This is a genomic window from Solitalea lacus, assembly GCF_022014595.1.
GTDB lineage: Bacteria > Bacteroidota > Bacteroidia > Sphingobacteriales > Sphingobacteriaceae > Solitalea > Solitalea lacus.
This window is the reverse complement of record NZ_CP091740.1, coordinates 982,390-1,002,693: the sequence shown is the minus strand read 5'-3', so window position 1 is coordinate 1,002,693 and position 20,304 is coordinate 982,390. Positions and strand designations below refer to the sequence as shown.

The window sequence follows — 20,304 nt, the reverse complement described above, 5'->3', positions numbered from 1 at the left end:
GATAACTATTGGTTTTATACCAATGTAAATTGGAGGAAATTGCAGTAAGTAAACCTTATTTGAACTTGGACCTGAAAATTGACTTTACAGACAAAGAAATAACGCCCTGGTCGGGCATTGTTTTACTGAAAAAAATGCTGGACAGGATGGAGTTTGAAGCAGCCTTGGATCGGTTGCCATTGCCAGCCCCAGGGTCAAACCGGGGCTATTCCCCGCATCAACTCATCCAACAGTTTATGACCAGCATATGGTGTGGGGCCAACAAGTTTGAACATTGCGAGGTAACACGCCATGATGCGGTAATGAAACAATGCTGGGGTTTCAAACAAATGGCAGGCAGTAAAGCCATCCAGCGCTTTTTCAACAAACATACCCTGGCCACCAACCAGCAGATCTTCACCCCTTTATACCAATGGTTTTTTGGCAATCTGCAGTATGATAATTACACCCTGGATGTCGACTCCACCATCCTTACCCGATACGGCGGGCAACAGGGTAGTAAAAAAGGATACAACCCCCTTAAGCCCGGCCGCAACAGTCATCATCCATTAATCGCCTTTATTGAGGAAACAAAAATGGTCGCCAATTTTTGGCTGCGAAGCGGCGACAGCTATACGAGCAATAATTTCCAAGGCTTTTTAGCCGATACGATAGAAAAACTAAACGGTAAAAAAATAGGCTTATTCAGGGCCGACAGTGGATTTTACGGTAAAGAAGTATTTGAGTATCTGGAGCAAAGTCCACAAGTGGGCAACTACATCATTGCCGCCCGGCAGTACAAACCGATCCAACAAAAACTCGCCGCACAACAGCTGTGGGTAAAAGTTACCGCTGGTATCGAAGTGGCCGAAAGCACTTATCAAAGTCCCCTGTGGGATCAACCCAGAAGGCTGGTCATGGTCCGCCAGCAAGTCAGTGAACGCCCCTGTGCAACGGGCAAAACGCTGAAACTATTTGAAGACGAGGGCATTTATAAAAATTACCGCTACAGTTGTTTTGTCACCGATTTAACCCTGCCGGCGCTTCAGGTGTGGAATCTGTACCGGCAAAGGGCCAATTGCGAAAACCGGATCAAAGAACTGAAATACGATTTTGGGGCAGACAGCTTCAATCTTAAAAACTTTGATGCTACCGAAGCGGCCCTGAACTGGGTGATGATGGCCTATAACTTCATCAGCCTTTTCAGGCAGGTCGTGCTTAATACCCAAGTAGAACAACGCCTGAAAACATTACGCTACAAGGTGTTTGCCATTGGCGGGTATATGGTAAAAAACGGCAGCCAGAAAATCCTAAAACTGTCGCTAGCCATGAAACGAAGAGAATGGTTTACCGGCCTATGGAATTGCAATAAAACGTTTGACTTGACAAAAACTTAAATCCCTAATGACTTTTTTGGGATAAATAAACAATTTTGGATTGCCCAAAAAATGCACTGCCCCCAAAAAGTGAGACACTTATTGGGGGCAGTGCATTTTCCGTGTTTTGTTTATCTAACTCAGTTTTGAATATTAATTTGTCTCAACTGACTCCTCCATATAACTTTCAATTGGAGGACATGAACAAACTAATGTTCTGTCACCGTAAGTATCATTTACCCTTGCTACTGAAGGCCAGAATTTATTTGCAGCAACCCAGTGCAATGGGAAAGCAGCTTTTTGACGACTATATGAATGTTCCCACTCATTTGCAGTAATTACAGCAGCGGTATGCGGAGCATTCTTCAACACGTTATCATTTTTATCAGCTTTACCTTGTTCTACTTCATTGATCTCATGTTTAATAGAAATCATTGCATCACAAAAACGATCTAACTCCACTTTTGGCTCCGACTCCGTAGGTTCAATCATTACGGTTCCAGGCACAGGGAATGAAACTGTAGGAGCGTGGAAACCATAGTCCATTAAGCGTTTAGCGATATCAGTTACTTCAATACCAAAGTTTTTGAATGAACGACAATCCAAAATCATTTCGTGAGCACAACGACCATTTGCACCTGAATACAATACTTTATAATCATTCTCTAAACGAGACTTGATATAATTGGCGTTTAGTATAGCATATTTTGTAGCATTGGTTAAACCTTCAGCTCCCATCATAGCAATGTAAGCATGTGAAATAACCAAAATACTTGCACTACCCCATGGAGCAGAAGAAACTGCATGGATAGCATTATCACCTCCGGTTTGAACAACGGAGTGACCTGGTAAGAATGGAGCAAGGTGTTTTGCAACACAAATTGGACCCATACCAGGACCTCCTCCTCCATGAGGGATACAGAAAGTTTTATGAAGGTTCAAGTGACAAACGTCGGCTCCAATGTTTGCAGGACTGGTTAATCCAACCTGAGCATTCATATTAGCACCGTCCATGTAAACTTGACCACCATTATCATGTATGATTTGACAAATTTCAATGATAGCTTCTTCAAACACACCATGAGTTGACGGATAAGTAACCATTAATCCAGCCAAATCATCTTTATGCTCAATAGCTTTAGCACGAAGATCTTCTACATCGATGTTTCCATTTTCATCACACTTGGTAATTACAATTTTGAATCCTGCAATTGCAGCAGAAGCAGGATTTGTTCCGTGAGCCGATGAAGGAATCAAAATTACATTACGGTTGTGGTGTCCACGACTTTCGTGATAAGCACGGATAACCATTAACCCAGTATACTCACCTTGTGCACCTGAGTTAGGCTGTAAACTAGCTCCGGCAAAACCGGTAATTTCGCATAACCATTGCTCTAATTCAGAAATCATTTGTGCATAACCGCCCACTTGATCAGTTGGAGCAAATGGGTGTAGTTTTCCAAACTCCGCCCAAGTAACCGGAATCATTTCGGCTGTTGCATTCAATTTCATGGTACAAGAACCCAAAGAGATCATTGAGTGATTCAATGAAAGGTCTTTATTCTCTAAGTTCTTGATATAACGCAACATTTCATGCTCTGAGTGGTGCGTATTGAATATAGGGTGCGTAAAGAATGGAGATTTGCGCTGAAGACTTTCAACCAGTGGAGATTCCAATTTAGCAGCAAATCCATCAACATCAACATCGTTTAAGTTTTTACCTACTACTTTGGCGAATACCTTAACAATAGTTTTAATGTCTTCAATTGAAGTAGTTTCATCTACAGCAATACCTACTTTAGAACCTTTATAATAGAAGTTCATCTCAGCATCAACTGCTTCTTTATGAATTGAGCCCACATTGCTACCGGCATCAACTTTAATGGTATCAAAGAATACTTTAGTTAAAACATTGTAACCAAGAGAAGTTAATGAATCTCTTAATAGCACAGCCATAGCATGTGTACGGTTAGCAATTTTCTTCACACCTTCCTGACCATGGTACACACCATACATTGAAGCCATGATCGCTAATAAGGCCTGAGCAGTACAAATATTTGAAGTAGCTTTATCTCTGCGGATGTGTTGCTCGCGGGTTTGCAAAGCCATACGCAAAGCCTGATTGCCCTGAGCGTCAATTGTTACCCCAATAATACGACCAGGCATAGAACGCTTATACTCTTCTTTAGTAGCGAAGAATGCTGCATGAGGGCCTCCGTAACCCATTGGAACACCAAAACGCTGAGCTGAACCTACAACGATATCAGCACCAAACTCAGATGGAGGTGTCAATAAAGCTAAACTTAAAATATCAGCAGCTACTGTAATCTTAATGTTTTTAGCATGGCATTTATTGCCAAATTCGGTGTAATCATATACCTCGCCGTTAGCAGCAGGGTATTGAACGATTGCTCCAAACATGTTTTCTGATAATTCAACAGTTTCATGATCGCCAATCAACAACTCAATACCCAATGGTTTAGAGCGGGTCATTAAGATATCGATAGTTTGAGGTAATACCTCTTGAGAAACAAAGAACACATTTGCGCCGGCATTTTTACGCAATGAATATTGCATAAACATTGCCTCGGCAGCAGCAGTACCTTCATCTAACAACGAAGCGTTGGCAATCTCCATACCGGTAAGATCAATAATCATGGTTTGGAAATTCAGCAACGCTTGTAAACGACCTTGAGCAATCTCTGCCTGGTAAGGAGTATACTGTGTGTACCATCCCGGATTTTCAAGGATGTTACGCAAAATTACATTTGGTGTATAGTTATCGTAATAACCACGACCGATATACGATTTGAAAACTTTATTTTTAGATGCGGTTTGCTTCAGGCTAGCCAGGTATTCAAACTCTGTTTTTGCCGGAGGTAGATTTAACGGCTGCTTTAACCTGATTTTTTGAGGAACAGTTTCATTAATTAACTGATCAATTGAATCAACTCCGATTACCTTCAACATCTTTTGAGTATCTTCCGTATTCGGAGCAATATGACGGCTTTCAAAAGCCTCTTTGTAGCTGATATCTAACTTCATGCGGATCTATTTGAAGTCGCAAAATTAGTTAATTAACAAGCCATTAACAACGATTTTATAGTTTGACAAAATAACATCACAATTGCCGTTTTGCAATAATTTCACAACAAACCACAACTACAAAACATAGAAAACAACTACCCTGAAATACCATAATTTTATTTTACAGAACAAACAATTTCAAAATTATTATTTTACAAACCTATTTTAAAATTAAATCATTTTTTTACCATCAATTGATAAAATTATACCCTTAGTTGATCTTTCAGCACTTACGCTTAGGCCCAATTTAGATTCAGAATCATTCTTTCAACAAATTACATTTACCATACTCGTATATTTGCATCAAACTTGAACTATGGAAATTGCAATTATAGCACACGACGGAAAGAAAGATGAAATGCTGGTTTTTTTGAACCATTACATTGAAATATTTAAACAAGAACATATTCAATTAATTGCAACCGGAACAACCGGCAAAAGAGCTGAAGAGATGGGCTTAAAGGTTCATCGTTATCTTTCAGGGCCGCTGGGTGGAGATGCTCAGATTGCTGCCCGTGTTGCCGAGGGCAAAACCAACATGGTTCTATTCTTTCGCGATCCGTTAAATGCCCACCCTCACGAACCAGATATCATGATGTTAATGCGTCAATGCGATGTTCACAATGTGCCATTAGCCAGTAATCCTGCCACTGCCGAATTACTTATACAGTCAATTGCCCTTTTTGGGGAATAGTTTCTTCTATAAATGAGTCTCCTTAGCTAAATACCAGCCGAAATACTTTTTATTTTACTGTAAATCAATCAGATAAAAACAGTAAATAATTTTAGCACAATATTAGCATTGATTCAAGCGGGACTCTTCACCCTATTTAGTACAAAAAGGCCCTTGACTCGTAAAAAAGCAAGGGTCTTTTTTTATATCAAACTTTCAGCAAAAATTTATTACCTCAGAAACAATATTTTTAATAATTAAACTGTTCAGTTTTTCTGTAGATAATTCCTCCCTTTTCAGGACCAAAAACAAGCTGCTCCCCTGCATTGAAACCTCTTTCCCACCACATCAAAGTACTTTCGCTACTGTAAAACTCGATGGTTTTATATGCAGCACCGTTTAATGTTGCAATGCACGTTTTTTCCCGTGTTCCTCCAGTAAACTCGATCATCGTTTTACGAACAATATACATGACACAAGTTTCTTTTGTCAATTTAGATTCATCTATATTATTAGCTAGCAAGGGCGGTTTCCCTTTCCATTCAACTATGACTTGTTTCGGATTGTTCAAGGCGAAAACCTCAACCAAAAACCTGTTTTGATCAGTTTGCGTAACATGCCAAACAAATTGCTTGTAGGGATTTTTAACTGAATCAACCACAGCTTGCTCTCCATAAAACCATAAACCATCAGTTCGCTCAGGCCAAACTTGTTTCATTATAAAACTTTCAGGTTTATAAGCAGGATTGAAACGTGTTTGATCTTCATTAGTAAATTTTCCGCTTAAATTTTCTCTTAATTGCTTAAGCTCCTTACTTAACTTTTGTGCAAAAAGCCCCGACGCAGACAAACAAAGCAACACTAATAAAATGAACTTTCTCATAGAATGTGCTTTCATTTCAGAACTACCTTAATTGACGCAAGTACTGCTGAATTGTATTTTCAAGCCCTAAATACAATGCATCACAGATTAATGCATGTCCTATAGAAACTTCCAGCAATTCAGGCATATTGTCTTTTAGGTATTTCAAGTTGTGTAAGTCCAAATCATGACCGGCATTTACCCCTAAACCTAACTCTGCAGCCAGTTTAGCCGCATCCAAATAAGGCTTGATAACTTCTTCCTTATTTTGATGGTAACCTGTTGCATAAGCCTCCGTGTATAACTCAATACGATCAGTACCCGTTTCTGCAGCGCCGTCTAACATATCGATCACCGGATCAACAAAAATTGAGGTTCGAATACCATTTGCTTTAAACTCCGCAATTATATCTTTCAAATAAGAACGATGACGAATGGTGTCCCAACCTGCATTAGAAGTAATTGCATCCGGGGCATCCGGCACTAATGTTACCTGTGCAGGTTTCACGGTTAACACCAAATCCATAAAACGCTCATCTGGCCGACCCTCTATATTAAATTCTGTAGTTAACAATGGCTTTAGATCAATGCAGTCCTGATAGCGGATATGGCGCTCATCCGGCCGTGGATGTACTGTAATACCCTGTGCTCCAAAACGTTCACAATCAAGGGCCACTTTTATAACATCGGGATTATTTCCACCTCTAGCGTTACGAATGGTGGCTACTTTATTAATATTGACACTTAACTTTGGCATTTCTATTTGGTTAAATATTCTTGAATTGCAATCATTAATTGCTCTTGTTGCTGTTGTTGCAGGTAAATTTTGGGTTCGGCCCCACGCACTTCACAATCAGATAAACGGCAGCGTTCACAGGTAATATTTACTAAACGTCGCGGAATGGTTTCATCATTTAAGAACTTCACCTTTTGTGCTAAGGTGGCATTAATCAATAAGCCAATACTAACCGTACTTTTTTGATTTTGAGAGCGTCTTGCCACACTGAACAGTAAATATTCATTGGTTGAATCAACATAAGAAGAGCGTTGAATACCTGAGATCCATTGCTCTTCAGGTGCATTTTCCAAATCATTTAACAACCAAATTGAAATCCAGCGATTGCAGTAATGCTCATTCATAAAGCTAGCATGTGGATTATGCAATCCTGAAAGATGGAGTTCTTTGGATAGATGAACTTCCGTTTCTGATTTATCTAGGTCAAATTTAAGAAAGAAAAGCTGATTAAGTCCGAAGAATTTGGGAAGAATACTCGTTAAACGGTACATGAACACCTCTGGAGTTGCCATATATTGCCGCATAATGGCATTTAATCGTTCGGCCGACCATTTTCTTTGGGCAAAGAAACCTTCCATGTCTTCAATCAGCTGATCACATGAAACAAGAAGTGCCCCTGCAAAATAAGAAGTCCTGAAATTGTTCAGAACCGCGTCAAACGACTCCGCCTTTACCCAGGCCGAAGTATATGAACGATTTTCAATATTCAGCAATTGAAACCCAATTTCTTTTGCCAAAACAAAAGCTTTTTGTTCGATACTTAAATCTGCATTTATCAGTAGTTCTTTATTATTGAAATCATATAAAGAGCGAAGCTGCTTAAAGGATTCATGCTGCTGCAGTGTATATTTTACTACTATTGAATAATCCGTAAGAAGAATTTTCTCAAGCTGTTTTAACAAATTATCAGAGGAGCAATCTATATTTTTATCTTCTATAAAGCCTGAAGCAAGCTGTTCTAAGTCTCCAAAATAATTTTCCCGCATTTCCTGATACGAGCGGAGTGCATCAAAATAAAACTGTTCAACACTGATATCTCTGCTTCGTGCTATCTCTATCAATGTATTTACGAAAGCTCCGAATTTTGCCGGAGCTGTGGCAAACACATCAACCAAGGTTGAAGTATCAATACCAAAATGCTCAAGAGGAAGCTCCTTCATCACCTCAGAGCTTAGCAAGCGAGCAACAGCCAATAGTTTTTTATCAATCTCCAATGAGACCAGTTGGTCATAGGGCACATCTAATGCATCGGCGATTAAAGCTATTTTGCTGGGCTTAGGGTGTTTTTTCCCTTTCTCAATTTCATTGAGGTAGGACACCGAAACACCTGTTTGTTGTGCCAGTTCGGTCAGTGAAATGCCCTTATCAGCCCTTGAGCTACGGATTTTCAACCCCAAAATAAGCCGTATCGTTTCTTCGTTAAGTATCAAGTTTGTTGTTTTCCGTCTTAAAATTAACCTGAATAATTATCATGAATAACCTTTTCAAATAGCACTTATCGTTTAAATCAGCTACCTCATAAGATCTTTTGCACATTCTGCATTCAATTATAAACAAAAGAGAGAAAACTCACAAAAAGCGAAAAAATATTTTCAGCGAATTTTCGCTATTAAAGAATTTTTACTATATTAGTTATAATCAATCTTTAAACTATATCATTATGGAGCAGACTACTACAGGTTATTTGGTTGAGATCAACAAAGATAACAACGGCCTCGCAGCAACATTACTTACCCCAGAAGCTATTGACTTTTTGGTTACATTACACCAGCATTTCGAACATGAACGACGCGAATTACTTATTCTCCGTATGGAGCGTCAGCGTGATATTAACAATGGCAAACTTCCTGATTTTTTAAAAGAAACAGAGAAAGTCAGAAAAGACACCTGGAAAGTAGCTCCTATTCCAGCCGATATACAGAATCGTAAAGTTGAAATAACTGGCCCTACGGATAAGAAAATGATAATTAATGCGCTTAATTCTGGCGCTAATGTATTCATGGCCGATTTTGAAGATGCCACCACTCCTACTTGGGACAACATTCTTTCCGGACAGCAAAACTTAAAGGATGCCATTAGAAGAACAATTGATTTTGAAACTGAAGAAGGAAAACAATATAAATTAAATGAAAAAACTTCCGTATTAATGGTTCGCCCACGCGGGTGGCACTTAACAGAAGCCCACTTCAAAATTGAGAATCGGCCTATGTCTGCCTCTCTATTCGATTTTGGACTATACTTTTTCCATAATGCCCGTAAATTAATGAGTCAAGGAACGGCTCCTTACTTCTATTTACCAAAACTTGAAAGTCATTTAGAGGCCCGTCTGTGGAACCAGGTATTTGAGTTTGCTCAGGAATATATGAGCATTCCGCGCGGAACAGTAAAAGCCACTGTTTTAATAGAGACCATTTTAGCCGCATTTGAAATGGATGAAATTTTATACGAATTGAAGGAGCATGCAGCAGGTTTAAATGCAGGAAGATGGGACTATATTTTCAGTGTTATCAAAAAATTCCGCATGGTACAATCCTTTGTCCTTCCCGACCGTTCCTTGGTTACCATGCGTGTTCCATTTATGCGTGCCTATACACAACTATTAGTTCAAACTTGTCATAAACGCGGCGCACATGCAATTGGGGGCATGGCAGCTTTTATTCCTAACAGAAAAGATGAAGAAGCTACCCATTTAGCTTTAGACAAAGTTAAAGATGACAAAGAATTTGAAGCTCAAAACGGCTTTGATGGCACTTGGGTGGCCCATCCTGATTTAATACCAATTGCCAAAAATGCTTTCGATGAAGTGCTAAATGGTAAACCTCATCAAAAAAATGTTTTGGTTGAAGACAGGGTAATAACGGCTAAAGAGCTACTGAACATCTCATCTGCCGGCAATACCATTACCGAGCAAGGCGTACGCACAAATGTAAACGTTGGCATTCGCTATATCGCGTCATGGTTAAACGGAATTGGGGCAGCCGGTATCAACAACTTAATGGAAGATGCTGCCACTGCTGAAATTTCACGTGCACAAATCTGGCAATGGGTTCGTCACGGCTGTATAACTGATCAATGGAAACTCATTGACCGTCATTATGTGAATGATATTATTGACGAAGAAAGAGCAAAGATTAAAGAAGAAGTAGGTTTTGAGAGATATCATTCAGAAAACTACATGTTGGCAGGATGCCTCTTTCATGATTTGGTTTTCAGCAAACAATTTCCTGAGTTCTTAACTCTTCAGGCATATTTCTACATACAACAAAACGATTAACTTCTAATTAAGATCAATCAATCAACAACTTGCCTTTACCCTCTTAAACAGAGAGGGTAAGGCAAGATAAATCCACTAGCTTTATGAATTCAATTGAAAGAGCACAGCACTTAGCTGATCAATGGGCAACTAATGCCCGCTGGCAGGGCGTTAAACGCAGCTATTCTGCAGATCAGGTTATAAAACTAAAAGGAAGTATTAATATAGAATATACGCTTGCCCGCTTAGGAGCAGAACGCTTATGGAATCTGTTAAACGATGATTATTACGTATCTGCCTTAGGAGCATTAACAGGAAATCAGGCAATCCAAGCGGTACAAGCCGGATTGAAAGCTATTTATTTAAGTGGATGGCAGGTAGCCGCCGATGCAAATCTGGCAGGTGAAATGTATCCCGACCAAAGTTTGTATCCGGCGGATAGTGTACCGAAAGTTGTAAAAAAGATCAACAACGCTTTATTAAGAGCCGATCAGATTCAAACTATGGAAGGCCGTGATGATGTACATTGGCTGGCTCCAATTGTAGCCGATGCCGAAGCAGGCTTTGGTGGCAACCTTAATGCATTTGAATTGATGAAGTCCATGATTGAGGCTGGAGCTGCAGGAGTGCATTTTGAAGACCAGTTGGCCTCTGCAAAAAAATGCGGCCATATGGGAGGAAAAGTACTGGTTCCTACCGGAGAGTTTGTTGCAAAATTAAATGCCGCAAGGCTGGCGTCGGACGTTATGGGAGTACCTACTTTGCTGGTTGCCCGTACGGATGCCGATGCTGCTACCTTATTAACCAGCGACTGCGATGAGCGCGATCATCCGTTCATCACCTCTACTGAAAGAACTACTGAAGGCTTCTATAAAGTAAAGGCAGGCATTGACCAAGCCATTTCCCGCGGTTTATCATACGCTCCTTATGCCGATTTAGTTTGGTGCGAAACGTCAAAACCAGATATTGGACAAGCTCGTGAGTTTGCCCAGGCTATTAAAGCTGAATTTCCAGATAAATTATTGGCCTACAATTGCTCGCCTTCGTTCAACTGGAAAAAGAATTTAGATGATCAAACAATGCTTACTTTCCGTGAACAGCTGGCAGATATGGGGTATAAATTTCAGTTTATTACGCTCGCAGGTTTTCACGCATTAAATACAGCCATGTTTGAAATAGCATTAGCTTATAAGGAACAAGGCATGTTAGGTTTCTCAAATTTGCAGCAACGCGAATTTGCTTTACAGGAAAGCCATGGATTCAAAGCAGTTAAGCACCAGGCTTTTGTTGGAACTGGTTATTTTGATGAAGTACAAAATACAATTATGAATGGGCTGGCCTCAACTACTGCCTTGAAAGGATCCACAGAGGAGGAACAGTTTCATTAGTACTAAGGATTAAGATTTATACTAATCAACCCTTAGACAAACGCCTTCTCTGAAAAGAGGGGCGTTTTTACTTATTCTTGGCCTTATTCACAGAATGAGATTGAGTTTTTTCTTCCTTTGCTCCCCTTTTGTAGATGATCAATCCATTAAGAAAATTACGAAGAATCTGGTCTCCCATCGGCTTAAAATTCGGATGATCCTCGGAACGGAAAAATGAAGATAGTTCAGTAGTTGTGATTCGAAAATCAACTAAAGCCAGAATCTCAACAATATCTATGTCACGTAACTTTAAAGCTACGCGAAGTTTTTTAATTACGTCGTTATTATTCATATGATTTAAAGATACAAAAAGCAAAGGAGCCGAACATTAAACATTCGGCTCCTTAAAATTCTATTAGGTGGGTAAATTAGTAACGGTATGTTTCCGGTTTAAACGGACCATCAACTGTTACACCAATATATGCAGCTTGCTCAGCTGTTAATTCATCCAGTTCAACACCGATTTTAGCTAAATGTAAACGAGCTACTTTTTCATCCAAATGCTTAGGCAAAGTATAAACCTTGTTTTCGTATTTATCCGATTGCAACCACAACTCTAATTGCGCTAAGGTTTGGTTCGTGAATGAATTCGACATTACAAACGATGGGTGACCGGTAGCACAGCCCAAGTTCACCAAACGACCTTCAGCCAATACAATCACATCTTTGCCATCAATGGTATATTTATCAACCTGTGGCTTAATTTCAATTTTGGCATTGCCATAGTTTGAATTCAACCAAGCCATATCAATTTCATTATCAAAGTGACCGATGTTACAAACAATCGCTTTATCTTTTAATGCTTTGAAATGTTCACCGGTTACAATATTGAAGTTACCAGTTGCAGTTACCACGATGTCAGCTTCCTTAATGGCATCTTTCATTTTCTTTACTTCGTAACCTTCCATTGCCGCTTGTAAAGCACAAATCGGGTCAATCTCAGTAACGATTACACGTACGCCTGCCGAGCTTAACGATTCCGCAGAACCTTTACCTACGTCTCCATAACCAGCAACTACAGCAACCTTACCAGCAAGCATTACATCAGTAGCACGACGAATAGCGTCAACTAATGATTCGCGGCAACCGTATTTGTTATCAAATTTTGACTTAGTAACTGAATCGTTTACGTTGATGGCTGGCATGTATAATGTACCGTTCTTCATGCGCTCGTGCAAGCGGTGAACGCCGGTAGTAGTTTCTTCTGATAAACCTTTAATGTTCGGAATCAACTCGGTGTAAACATCAAATACCATATTGGTTAAATCACCACCATCATCCAAAATCATATTCAATGGTTTATCTTCTGAACCAAAGAACAGTGTTTGCTCAATACACCAATCGAACTCTTGAGCATTCATACCTTTCCAAGCAAAAACAGGAATACCGGCAGCGGCAATAGCAGCGGCAGCATGGTCTTGCGTTGAAAAGATGTTACACGAACTCCAGCGAACTTCGGCACCTAAATGAATCAATGTTTCAATTAACACCGCTGTTTGAATAGTCATGTGTAAACAGCCTGCAATGCGTGCGCCTTTCAAAGGTTTTGAATCGCCGTACTCAGATCTAATTGCCATCAAACCAGGCATTTCAGCTTCAGCCAATTCAATTTCCTTGCGGCCCCACTCAGCCAGCGACATATCTTTTACCTTATAAGGCAAATTCAAATCAATCTTTGATTTACTGATAGTTGACATACTATTATAAATTTTGTGCAAAGGTACGGAACTCCGCAACAAGATGAAAACAGAAGTACGAAGTATGAGATTAGTATTGGATCTACAAAATTGGTGAGAGCAACCTGCACATTGATTCAAAAAAGTGCTTAAACCAGCGGCGTCTATGCCAATATGCGGTAGAAATTTCACGACTTTGGTGCAAATCTTCTAAAAAAACCTGTTTTAACTGCTGATTAATTTCTTCATCAAACACGACAGCATTCACTTCAAAATTAAGGTCGAAACTCCGAATATCCATATTAGCCGTTCCAACCATCGAAATCACGTCATCCACAATCATGGTTTTAGCATGCACAAAGCCTTTCTTATACCTAAAAATTCGAACACCACACTCTAACAGTTCTTCATAGTATGATTGAGATGCGGCATTTACAAATCTTGAATCAGAAATACCAGGAACCAACAGTTTCACATCCAATCGGCTTAAGGCTGCATTTTTTAAAGCATTTAAAATGCTTTCATTAGGAATAAAATAGGGAGTGGTCAAATACACGCACTTACGTGCGCTTGAAATAGCAGAAAGATAACTTAACATGATACTTGCGTGGTCAGAATCGGGACCGCTAACTGCAATCTGCACTTTTTTATCGCCCGCATGTTCATATTTCGGAAAATACTCATTTTGAAAAAAGAGTCCTTCATCGGTGCAAAAACTCCAGTTAAGCGCAAAAAAAAGTTGCAATGATCGCACCGCCTCTCCTTCTATCTTCAAATGGGTATCACGCCAGAAAAGTTCATTATTCATCCCTTCGTTTTGATACTTATCTGACAGGTTTATACCGCCAACAAATCCTACTTCTCCATCGATAACCACAATTTTCCTATGATCTCGATAGTTTTGCCTATTAGATAAAAATGGGATATGTATTTTATAAAAAGGAACCGCTCTAATATTGGCCTCTGCTATTTTTTTGAGAAACTTTTTACTTAGGGAACATCCAAAATCATCATAAATAAGTCTGATCTCAACCCCCTCAGCTGCTTTTTTAAATAAAATATCAAAAAGTCGATCTACAATAAATCCTTCTTCAATGATGTAATATTCAATGTGAATATGATGTTTAGCATTCTCAAGCGCATCAAATAACACCGGAAACTTCTCCTCCCCATTAATCAATATCTGAACATGATTATTATCGGTTAATGGAAAACGTCCTTCATAGGTAAGCAAACGAACCAGCTTTTCATAGTCTTTAAGTTGCAGTTCATTTTCTTTCAATTTTTCTTCAGACCGTTGGTATACATAGGCATTTAACCTTTTTTGAAGCTTTTCATCTTCAAGGGCTTTTAACCTGTATAATTTCTTCTTCCGGTAGTTTTCACCAAATACATAATAAATGATAATACCCAAAAAAGGAAGCAAGAAGAAAAGCAACAAATACGCAAGTGTTTTTGCAGGACTTCTATTTTCAGAAATCACCAATACAGAAACAATAAATGCAGCCAAATAACCCACCCCCAGCAAAATGGTAGTAAATGATAATGTTTCAGATACATTGACAAACAGGTCCTTAAAGTGCATTTTCCAAGCAGATTGTTTGATGCTCTAAATTTAGAAATTAATCCAACAACCATACAAATCGGTTTTTGACAAAACAATTGCAACAACTTTGGGTTATTCCTTTTAATTTTGCATAAAATATCAGACAAATAAAAGCTTATGTACCCAGAATACATGGTTGCGCCTATGCGCGAAGAATTGACTAATGATGGTTTTGAGCAGTTAATGACTGCAGACGATGTTGAAAAAGCCATTACTTCGGAAGGAACCGTCTTTGTAGTAGTTAACTCAGTTTGTGGATGTGCAGCGGCTAATGCACGCCCGGCAGCTCGCATCGCTGTTAAAAATGAAAAGAAGCCAACTAAAATTGTTACTGTTTTTGCTGGTATGGAGAAAGAAGCAGTTGATAAGGCTCGTTCATACATGTTGCCATATCCTCCATCATCTCCATCAATGGCATTATTTAAAGATGGCAAATTAGTTCATATGATTGAGCGTCATCATATTGAAGGACGCCCTGCCCAAATGATCGCTGACAGTCTAATTGGAGCATTTGAACAATATTGTTAATCAGAAAATTCTAATAAAAGCAAAGCCGAAGTTTTTAAAAACTTCGGCTTTGCTTTTTATAAACTCTTATGAAAATCAAAACTTCCATTTTAATTCATACAAATCTTTTCGCCTGTCATTAAGTGTACGCACAGAACCATAGTAATGTAACTCATTCAACAAGGTTAAATCCAAATCTGCTACAACTATAGTTTCTGTATTGGGGGTAGCTTCAGCCTGAATAGCATTTACAGGAAATGCAAAGTCGGATGGTGTAAATATTGCCGATTGTGCAAATTGCAAATCCATATTATTCACTTTTGGCAGATTGCCAACATTACCGGCAATGGCAACAAAACACTCATTTTCTATAGCTCTTGCCTGTGAACAAATCCGTACCCGATTATATGCATTCTGGGTATCCGTTAAAAATGGTACGAACAAAATTTGCATGCCTTCTTCTGCCAACAACCGTGGCAATTCCGGAAACTCCACATCATAACAAATCAGCATACCAATTTTACAAACATCTGTTTGTATCACATGAATCTTGTCTCCTCCAGTGAATGCCCATTCTTTCACTTCGGCAGGAGTTGGATGAATTTTATAATAATAATCCACCGCACCCGATCGCTGCAAACAATACGCAGCATTATACAACTTACCTTTATCAATACGAGGCATGCTGCCCGCAATAATATTTACATTATATGATACTGCTAATTTGGATAAACGCTCCGCTAATTCATCGGTGTAAACAGCCAGGCTTCGCATGGCTTCATTGGGAGCTTGATCATTGAATTTACCCATTAATGGAGCATTAAAAAGCTCAGGAAACAATACAAAATCAGAGTGATAATCACTTACTGCATCAATAAAGTATTCCATATGCCCTAATACCTCATCAATACTGTTGTATGGACGCATTTGCCATTGCACAATACCTATCCGAATATAATCACGGCGCAACAACATCTGTTGATCAGGATCATAAAATGCATTATGCCAGATTAACAAAGTGGCGTATCCCATCGATTCGTTATCCAAAGGAAGGTAGTTCTTCAACACTTTCTTCACTCTGAAGTCATTTGAAAGCTGAAAGCTTAACGTTGTATCATATATCTCTTTAGATTGAACCTTCTGAATGTATTGGCGGGGACTCATAGCATCGGCATACTGATGGTAGCCAGGGATTCTGCCACCGGCAATGATGCCCTCCAAATTCAAACTCTCACATAAAAACTTGCGTGCATCATATAACCTACGGGCTAATCTTAACCCTCTATAATCTGGGTGGATAAAAACCTCTATACCATAAAGTGTATCCCCTTTAGCATCATGCGTATTAAACGTATAGTTCCCCGTAATCTTTGCATAATCATGATTATCGCCAAACCTTTCATAAGGCACAATAATTGACAAGGCACAGCCAACAACCTGCCCATTTAAGGTAACACATATCTGACCTTCAGGAAATTTGGCAATTAGACGTTTTATATCCTCCTTTGTCCAATGATGCCCTCCTATAGCTTCATAGGCCGTTATCATTGATGTTTTTAGCTGCAGATAATCTTCGGGAGTAAGATTGCGAACCTCAACATTTGTGGCTTCCATATTACAGGTTAAGAGCATTTACCCTTAAGCTACAAAAAAGAAAAGCTCTCACCAAGAAACACTTAGATAAACGTGCACAATATTTGATTACAATTTTTTAATCATAATATTTCGATACCATACCTCATCCCCATGATCTTGCAAAGCAATTTTACCCGATTGGAATTCGCCAAATCCAGGCATAGTGGCAAACTTGCTTCCTTCAACCAATCTCTTCCAGTTCGAATCCCACAATATTGTTGATACTACTTTATCACCATTTAAATAAAAAACGAGCTTCCCATTTTTACTTATAATTTCAACCTTATTCCATTCTCCGGCAGGCTTTACCGTTTCTTTTTGGCAAGAGATTAAATCATAAAGATCACCAGCTCTGTGCTTTTTTATTTTAGCATCCGGATGGCCATTATTGTCCAATACTTGCATTTCTAACCCTGTATTAAATGCATTTGGATATTTAGCAAGGTCCTCCTGTACATAAATGAATATCCCGCTGTTTCCTTTAGGTGCAATTTTCCATTCTAATTTCAAATGAAAATTTTCAAAAGAAGCATCTGTTATTAAGTCTCCTCTTCCTTCTTTTTCAGTATTCACCAGGTGCAACCATCCATTATCTACTTCCCAGGCACTACCTGCATTTTCCTTACCATAGGTATGCCATTCCGATTTGGACTTTCCATCAAAAAGTATCTTCCAACCACCTGATTCATTTTTATGAAAATCCTCACTGGTTGTAAGCGATATTTTTTTAGGATTGAAGCCAGTTATTACCAAGATTGAAATTAAAGAAACAACAAAAGCATTCATACTATGAAGATTTTTAGTGACTCAATTAACTGTGCTCTAAAAAGGATTTTTGGCACCATTTAAATCAAATCCTTACGCAGATTCCGCTCTAAATCATTCAGTGAAATGTTTGATTTAATTTTCCCCTGGCGAGCATAAGCAAGATTCCCGGTTTCTTCCGAAACTACCAAAGCTGACACATCGGCAACTTCTGAAATACCCAAGGCCGCCCGGTGACGCAGACCCATGTAAGGTGGAATATCCTGATTATCTGTCAATGGTAAAATACAGGCTGCTGCCATAATTTTCCCTTCGGATATAATCACGGCACCATCATGCAGAGGGCTGTATTTATTAAAAATTGATTCGAGCAACCGCTTTGAAACCATCGCTTCAATTTCTTCACCGTTTTTATAAAAATGCTCCTCTTCAGGATTCTTCGCAAAAACAATCAAGGCTCCGGTTTTGGTTTCCTGCATTACCTTACATGCATCTAAAATTGGTTTAATCTGTGTTTGTTCAAGTTCTTTTTGGATGACCTTATTACGAACAAATAAACGGTACCAATATTCGTTGCGATACAATTTAAAGTTCTTACCGACCATTAACAGAAACTTCCTTATTTCGGGCTGAAAAACAACTATTAATGCCATTACACCTACCTGAAAAAATCCGTTAAAAAGGGTGGTAAGCAAACGCATCTCCAATGATTTTACCAGCAAATAGAACAAATAAATAAGAAGGTAACCGACAAGGATATTAATAGCGATAGTGCCGCGCAATAAACTGTAAAACAGATATATTAGAATAGCTACCAGCAGTATATCTATTAAGTCGAATATGCCAAAATCGGAAAATACCAGATCAAATGAGTTCATTTTGTTTTGATTACAGAGACAATATAGTTTTACTTCTTCACTGTTTAACAACAGTGATTAGATTATAATCAATAGTTATTATTTAGTGCATTAAAAATCTTCACCACCTCAACGGCCTCTTTTACGTCATGCACCCTTAAAATGTTTGCTCCTTGCTGTAATGAAACCATATTTAATATTGATGTACCATTTAATGCCGACTGCGAATCAGTTTGCAGCAATCTATAAATCATTGACTTACGTGAAACACCTACAAGTAAAGGCAAATCAAAGATTTTAAAATCATCCAAATGAGCCATAAGTTTATAATTCTGTTCAACTGTTTTAGCAAAACCAAAACCTGGATCCAACACAATATCATTCACCCCTAATGTCCTTAAACGAGCGACCTTTTCATAAAAATAACGGATTATTTCACTTAATAAATCATCGTACGTCGTTAATTGCAGCATTGTATCAGGGGTACCACGCATGTGCATTAGTATATAAGGAACTTTTAATAAACCAACCGTTTCAAACATTTTCTCATCCAACTCTCCTCCTGACACGTCATTAATTAAAGCGGCTCCCTCATTTACAGCCACCCGGGCAACTTCAGCCCTGAATGTATCAATGGAGATAATTGCTTGGGGAAATTGCCGGCAGATTTCTTGCAAAACTGTCCGCACTCGTTCTATTTCTTCCATTTCGGAAATAACAGCTGCCCCTGGGCGAGTAGAGTATGCTCCCAAGTCAATTATATCAGCTCCTTCGGTTAGTAATTGCTCACAACGTTGTAATGATGCATTTACCGAATTATATTTCCCTCCGTCAAAAAATGAATCGGGGGTAATGTTTAAAATCCCCATTACTTTAGGATCGGACAAAACAAGCAGCCGGCCGCCGCAATTCAGGGTTCTATGCTTATCAAAAAATGGGCTATTGTGCATTAAAAGGCTAGTTCTCGGCCTAAATTAAATAAATCAATTGAAAACAGTCGAAATTGACATTTTTAAAATTTTGTTCTTGATGAAAATGGTCATTAATGCCCTGATTTGTATAACAATAGCCTGAACGGCATGCTCACCATTTTTACCAAACAATTTAATTTTCTAAAAATCAAAAACTTACGAATAAAAAAAACCTACCTTTGCACTGCGGAAGATCCGCAAACAACGAAACAAAATCAGAATTATGGGTAAATCCTCAGAAACATTTAGTAAGAAAGAAAACGAGAAAAAACGATTAAAAAAGCAAAAAGACAAAGAGCAAAAGAAAGAAGAGCGCAAAGCCAATTCGAGCAAGGGCAAAAGCCTTGAAAACATGATGGCCTATGTTGATGAGTTTGGCAATATTACCTCTTCCCCTCCAGATCCTACAAAAAAGGTGAAAATAAATTCTGAAGACATTCAAATTGCTGTTGCCAGAACTGAAGCTATTGATTTAACACAAGAAAGCAGAAAAGGAACAGTTACCTTTTTTAATGAATCAAAAGGGTTTGGATTTATTAAGGATCACCAAACGCAGGAAAGTATTTTTGTGCATGTCAACAACCTTATCAGCCCAATTAAAGAAAATGATAAGGTGACTTTCAAAACAGAAAAAGGGCCGAAGGGACTCAGCGCAATTGAAGTTCAAAAAAGCTAATTATTAATTATTTTATAAAGCGTAAATGCATTTCTGAAACAACTCGTTACCGATAGTTTAGATACAGCAACGCAAGATTATAGTCGAGTAGGTAAAGGGGGATTTCACCCCTAAACCTCTCACAGCACTGTACGTGACAGTCTCCCGTCATACGGCTC

At 38.8% G+C, this 20,304-nt stretch carries 17 protein-coding genes; 6 read left to right on the top strand and 11 right to left on the bottom strand.

The features are described from left to right. The first annotated feature begins 29 nt into the window (after window positions 1–29). The gene (locus L2B55_RS04275) at window positions 30–1,376 is read left to right on the top strand and encodes an IS1380 family transposase (RefSeq protein WP_237849056.1); all 1,347 of its coding nucleotides are present in this window, start codon (window positions 30–32) and stop codon (window positions 1,374–1,376) included. Between the two features lie 132 nt (window positions 1,377–1,508). Here the strand turns inward: L2B55_RS04275 and gcvP are convergent, their stop codons facing one another. Beyond that, window positions 1,509–4,400: an aminomethyl-transferring glycine dehydrogenase gene (gcvP, locus tag L2B55_RS04270; protein ID WP_237849055.1), complete on the bottom strand. Its 2,892-nt coding sequence runs from the start codon at window positions 4,398–4,400 to the stop codon at window positions 1,509–1,511. 358 nt (window positions 4,401–4,758) lie between these two features. Between gcvP and L2B55_RS04265 the strand changes: the two genes are divergently transcribed. Continuing rightward, a complete protein-coding gene (locus L2B55_RS04265; protein WP_237849054.1) occupies window positions 4,759–5,136 on the top strand; it encodes a methylglyoxal synthase in 378 nt (125 codons plus the stop codon). Window positions 5,137–5,365: 229 nt separating this feature from the next. On the opposite strand, the gene L2B55_RS04260 is transcribed toward L2B55_RS04265, so the two are convergent. From L2B55_RS04260 to L2B55_RS04250, 3 genes are read right to left on the bottom strand one after another with little or no spacing between them, the layout of a single operon-like run. Then, entirely contained in the window at window positions 5,366–6,013 is a 648-nt protein-coding gene (locus L2B55_RS04260) for a chromophore lyase CpcT/CpeT (RefSeq protein ID WP_237849053.1), read from the bottom strand. 7 nt (window positions 6,014–6,020) lie between these two features. Next, complete coding sequence (locus L2B55_RS04255; RefSeq protein WP_237849052.1) at window positions 6,021–6,734, bottom strand: pyridoxine 5'-phosphate synthase; 714 nt, start codon at window positions 6,732–6,734, stop codon at window positions 6,021–6,023. 2 nt (window positions 6,735–6,736) lie between these two features. After that, window positions 6,737–8,203, bottom strand: a complete 1,467-nt coding sequence (locus tag L2B55_RS04250) for a helix-turn-helix domain-containing protein (protein ID WP_237849051.1) — start codon at window positions 8,201–8,203, stop codon at window positions 6,737–6,739. 230 nt (window positions 8,204–8,433) lie between these two features. On the opposite strand from L2B55_RS04250, the gene aceB reads away from it, so the two are divergent. Further along, on the top strand, window positions 8,434–10,047 hold the full coding sequence (gene aceB / locus L2B55_RS04245) for a malate synthase A (protein ID WP_237849050.1): 1,614 nt from the start codon (window positions 8,434–8,436) through the stop codon (window positions 10,045–10,047). 83 nt (window positions 10,048–10,130) lie between these two features. Beyond that, window positions 10,131–11,414 (top strand): isocitrate lyase, encoded by a 1,284-nt coding sequence (gene aceA / locus L2B55_RS04240; protein ID WP_237849049.1) that lies wholly within the window; start codon window positions 10,131–10,133, stop codon window positions 11,412–11,414. Window positions 11,415–11,481: 67 nt separating this feature from the next. Here the strand turns inward: aceA and L2B55_RS04235 are convergent, their stop codons facing one another. The 3 genes from L2B55_RS04235 to cls form a co-directional block, all read right to left on the bottom strand. Further along, a complete protein-coding gene (locus tag L2B55_RS04235; RefSeq protein WP_237849048.1) occupies window positions 11,482–11,745 on the bottom strand; it encodes a DUF1456 family protein in 264 nt (87 codons plus the stop codon). Between the two features lie 76 nt (window positions 11,746–11,821). After that, window positions 11,822–13,150 carry an adenosylhomocysteinase gene (gene ahcY, locus L2B55_RS04230; RefSeq protein WP_237849047.1) on the bottom strand — a complete coding sequence of 443 codons (1,329 nt, stop codon included), beginning with the start codon at window positions 13,148–13,150 and terminating at the stop codon, window positions 11,822–11,824. Between the two features lie 82 nt (window positions 13,151–13,232). Then, window positions 13,233–14,714 (bottom strand): cardiolipin synthase, encoded by a 1,482-nt coding sequence (gene cls, locus L2B55_RS04225; protein WP_237849046.1) that lies wholly within the window; start codon window positions 14,712–14,714, stop codon window positions 13,233–13,235. A 138-nt stretch (window positions 14,715–14,852) separates the two neighbouring features. Between cls and L2B55_RS04220 the strand changes: the two genes are divergently transcribed. Next, on the top strand, window positions 14,853–15,263 hold the full coding sequence (locus tag L2B55_RS04220) for a BrxA/BrxB family bacilliredoxin (protein WP_237849045.1): 411 nt from the start codon (window positions 14,853–14,855) through the stop codon (window positions 15,261–15,263). A gap of 75 nt (window positions 15,264–15,338) precedes the next feature. Here the strand turns inward: L2B55_RS04220 and L2B55_RS04215 are convergent, their stop codons facing one another. The 4 genes from L2B55_RS04215 to folP all read right to left on the bottom strand — a co-directional run bounded on the left by L2B55_RS04215 (window position 15,339) and on the right by folP (window position 19,449). Then, on the bottom strand, window positions 15,339–16,856 hold the full coding sequence (locus tag L2B55_RS04215; RefSeq protein ID WP_237849044.1) for a carbon-nitrogen hydrolase family protein: 1,518 nt from the start codon (window positions 16,854–16,856) through the stop codon (window positions 15,339–15,341). An 87-nt stretch (window positions 16,857–16,943) separates the two neighbouring features. Continuing rightward, complete coding sequence (locus L2B55_RS04210; protein WP_237849043.1) at window positions 16,944–17,663, bottom strand: 3-keto-disaccharide hydrolase; 720 nt, start codon at window positions 17,661–17,663, stop codon at window positions 16,944–16,946. A 59-nt stretch (window positions 17,664–17,722) separates the two neighbouring features. Continuing rightward, the gene (cdaA, locus tag L2B55_RS04205) at window positions 17,723–18,520 is read right to left on the bottom strand and encodes a diadenylate cyclase CdaA (protein ID WP_237849042.1); all 798 of its coding nucleotides are present in this window, start codon (window positions 18,518–18,520) and stop codon (window positions 17,723–17,725) included. Window positions 18,521–18,588: 68 nt separating this feature from the next. Then, a complete protein-coding gene (folP, locus tag L2B55_RS04200; RefSeq protein WP_237849041.1) occupies window positions 18,589–19,449 on the bottom strand; it encodes a dihydropteroate synthase in 861 nt (286 codons plus the stop codon). Window positions 19,450–19,693: 244 nt separating this feature from the next. On the opposite strand from folP, the gene L2B55_RS04195 reads away from it, so the two are divergent. Beyond that, window positions 19,694–20,146: a cold-shock protein gene (locus L2B55_RS04195; protein WP_237849040.1), complete on the top strand. Its 453-nt coding sequence runs from the start codon at window positions 19,694–19,696 to the stop codon at window positions 20,144–20,146. Window positions 20,147–20,304: the final 158 nt, after the last annotated feature.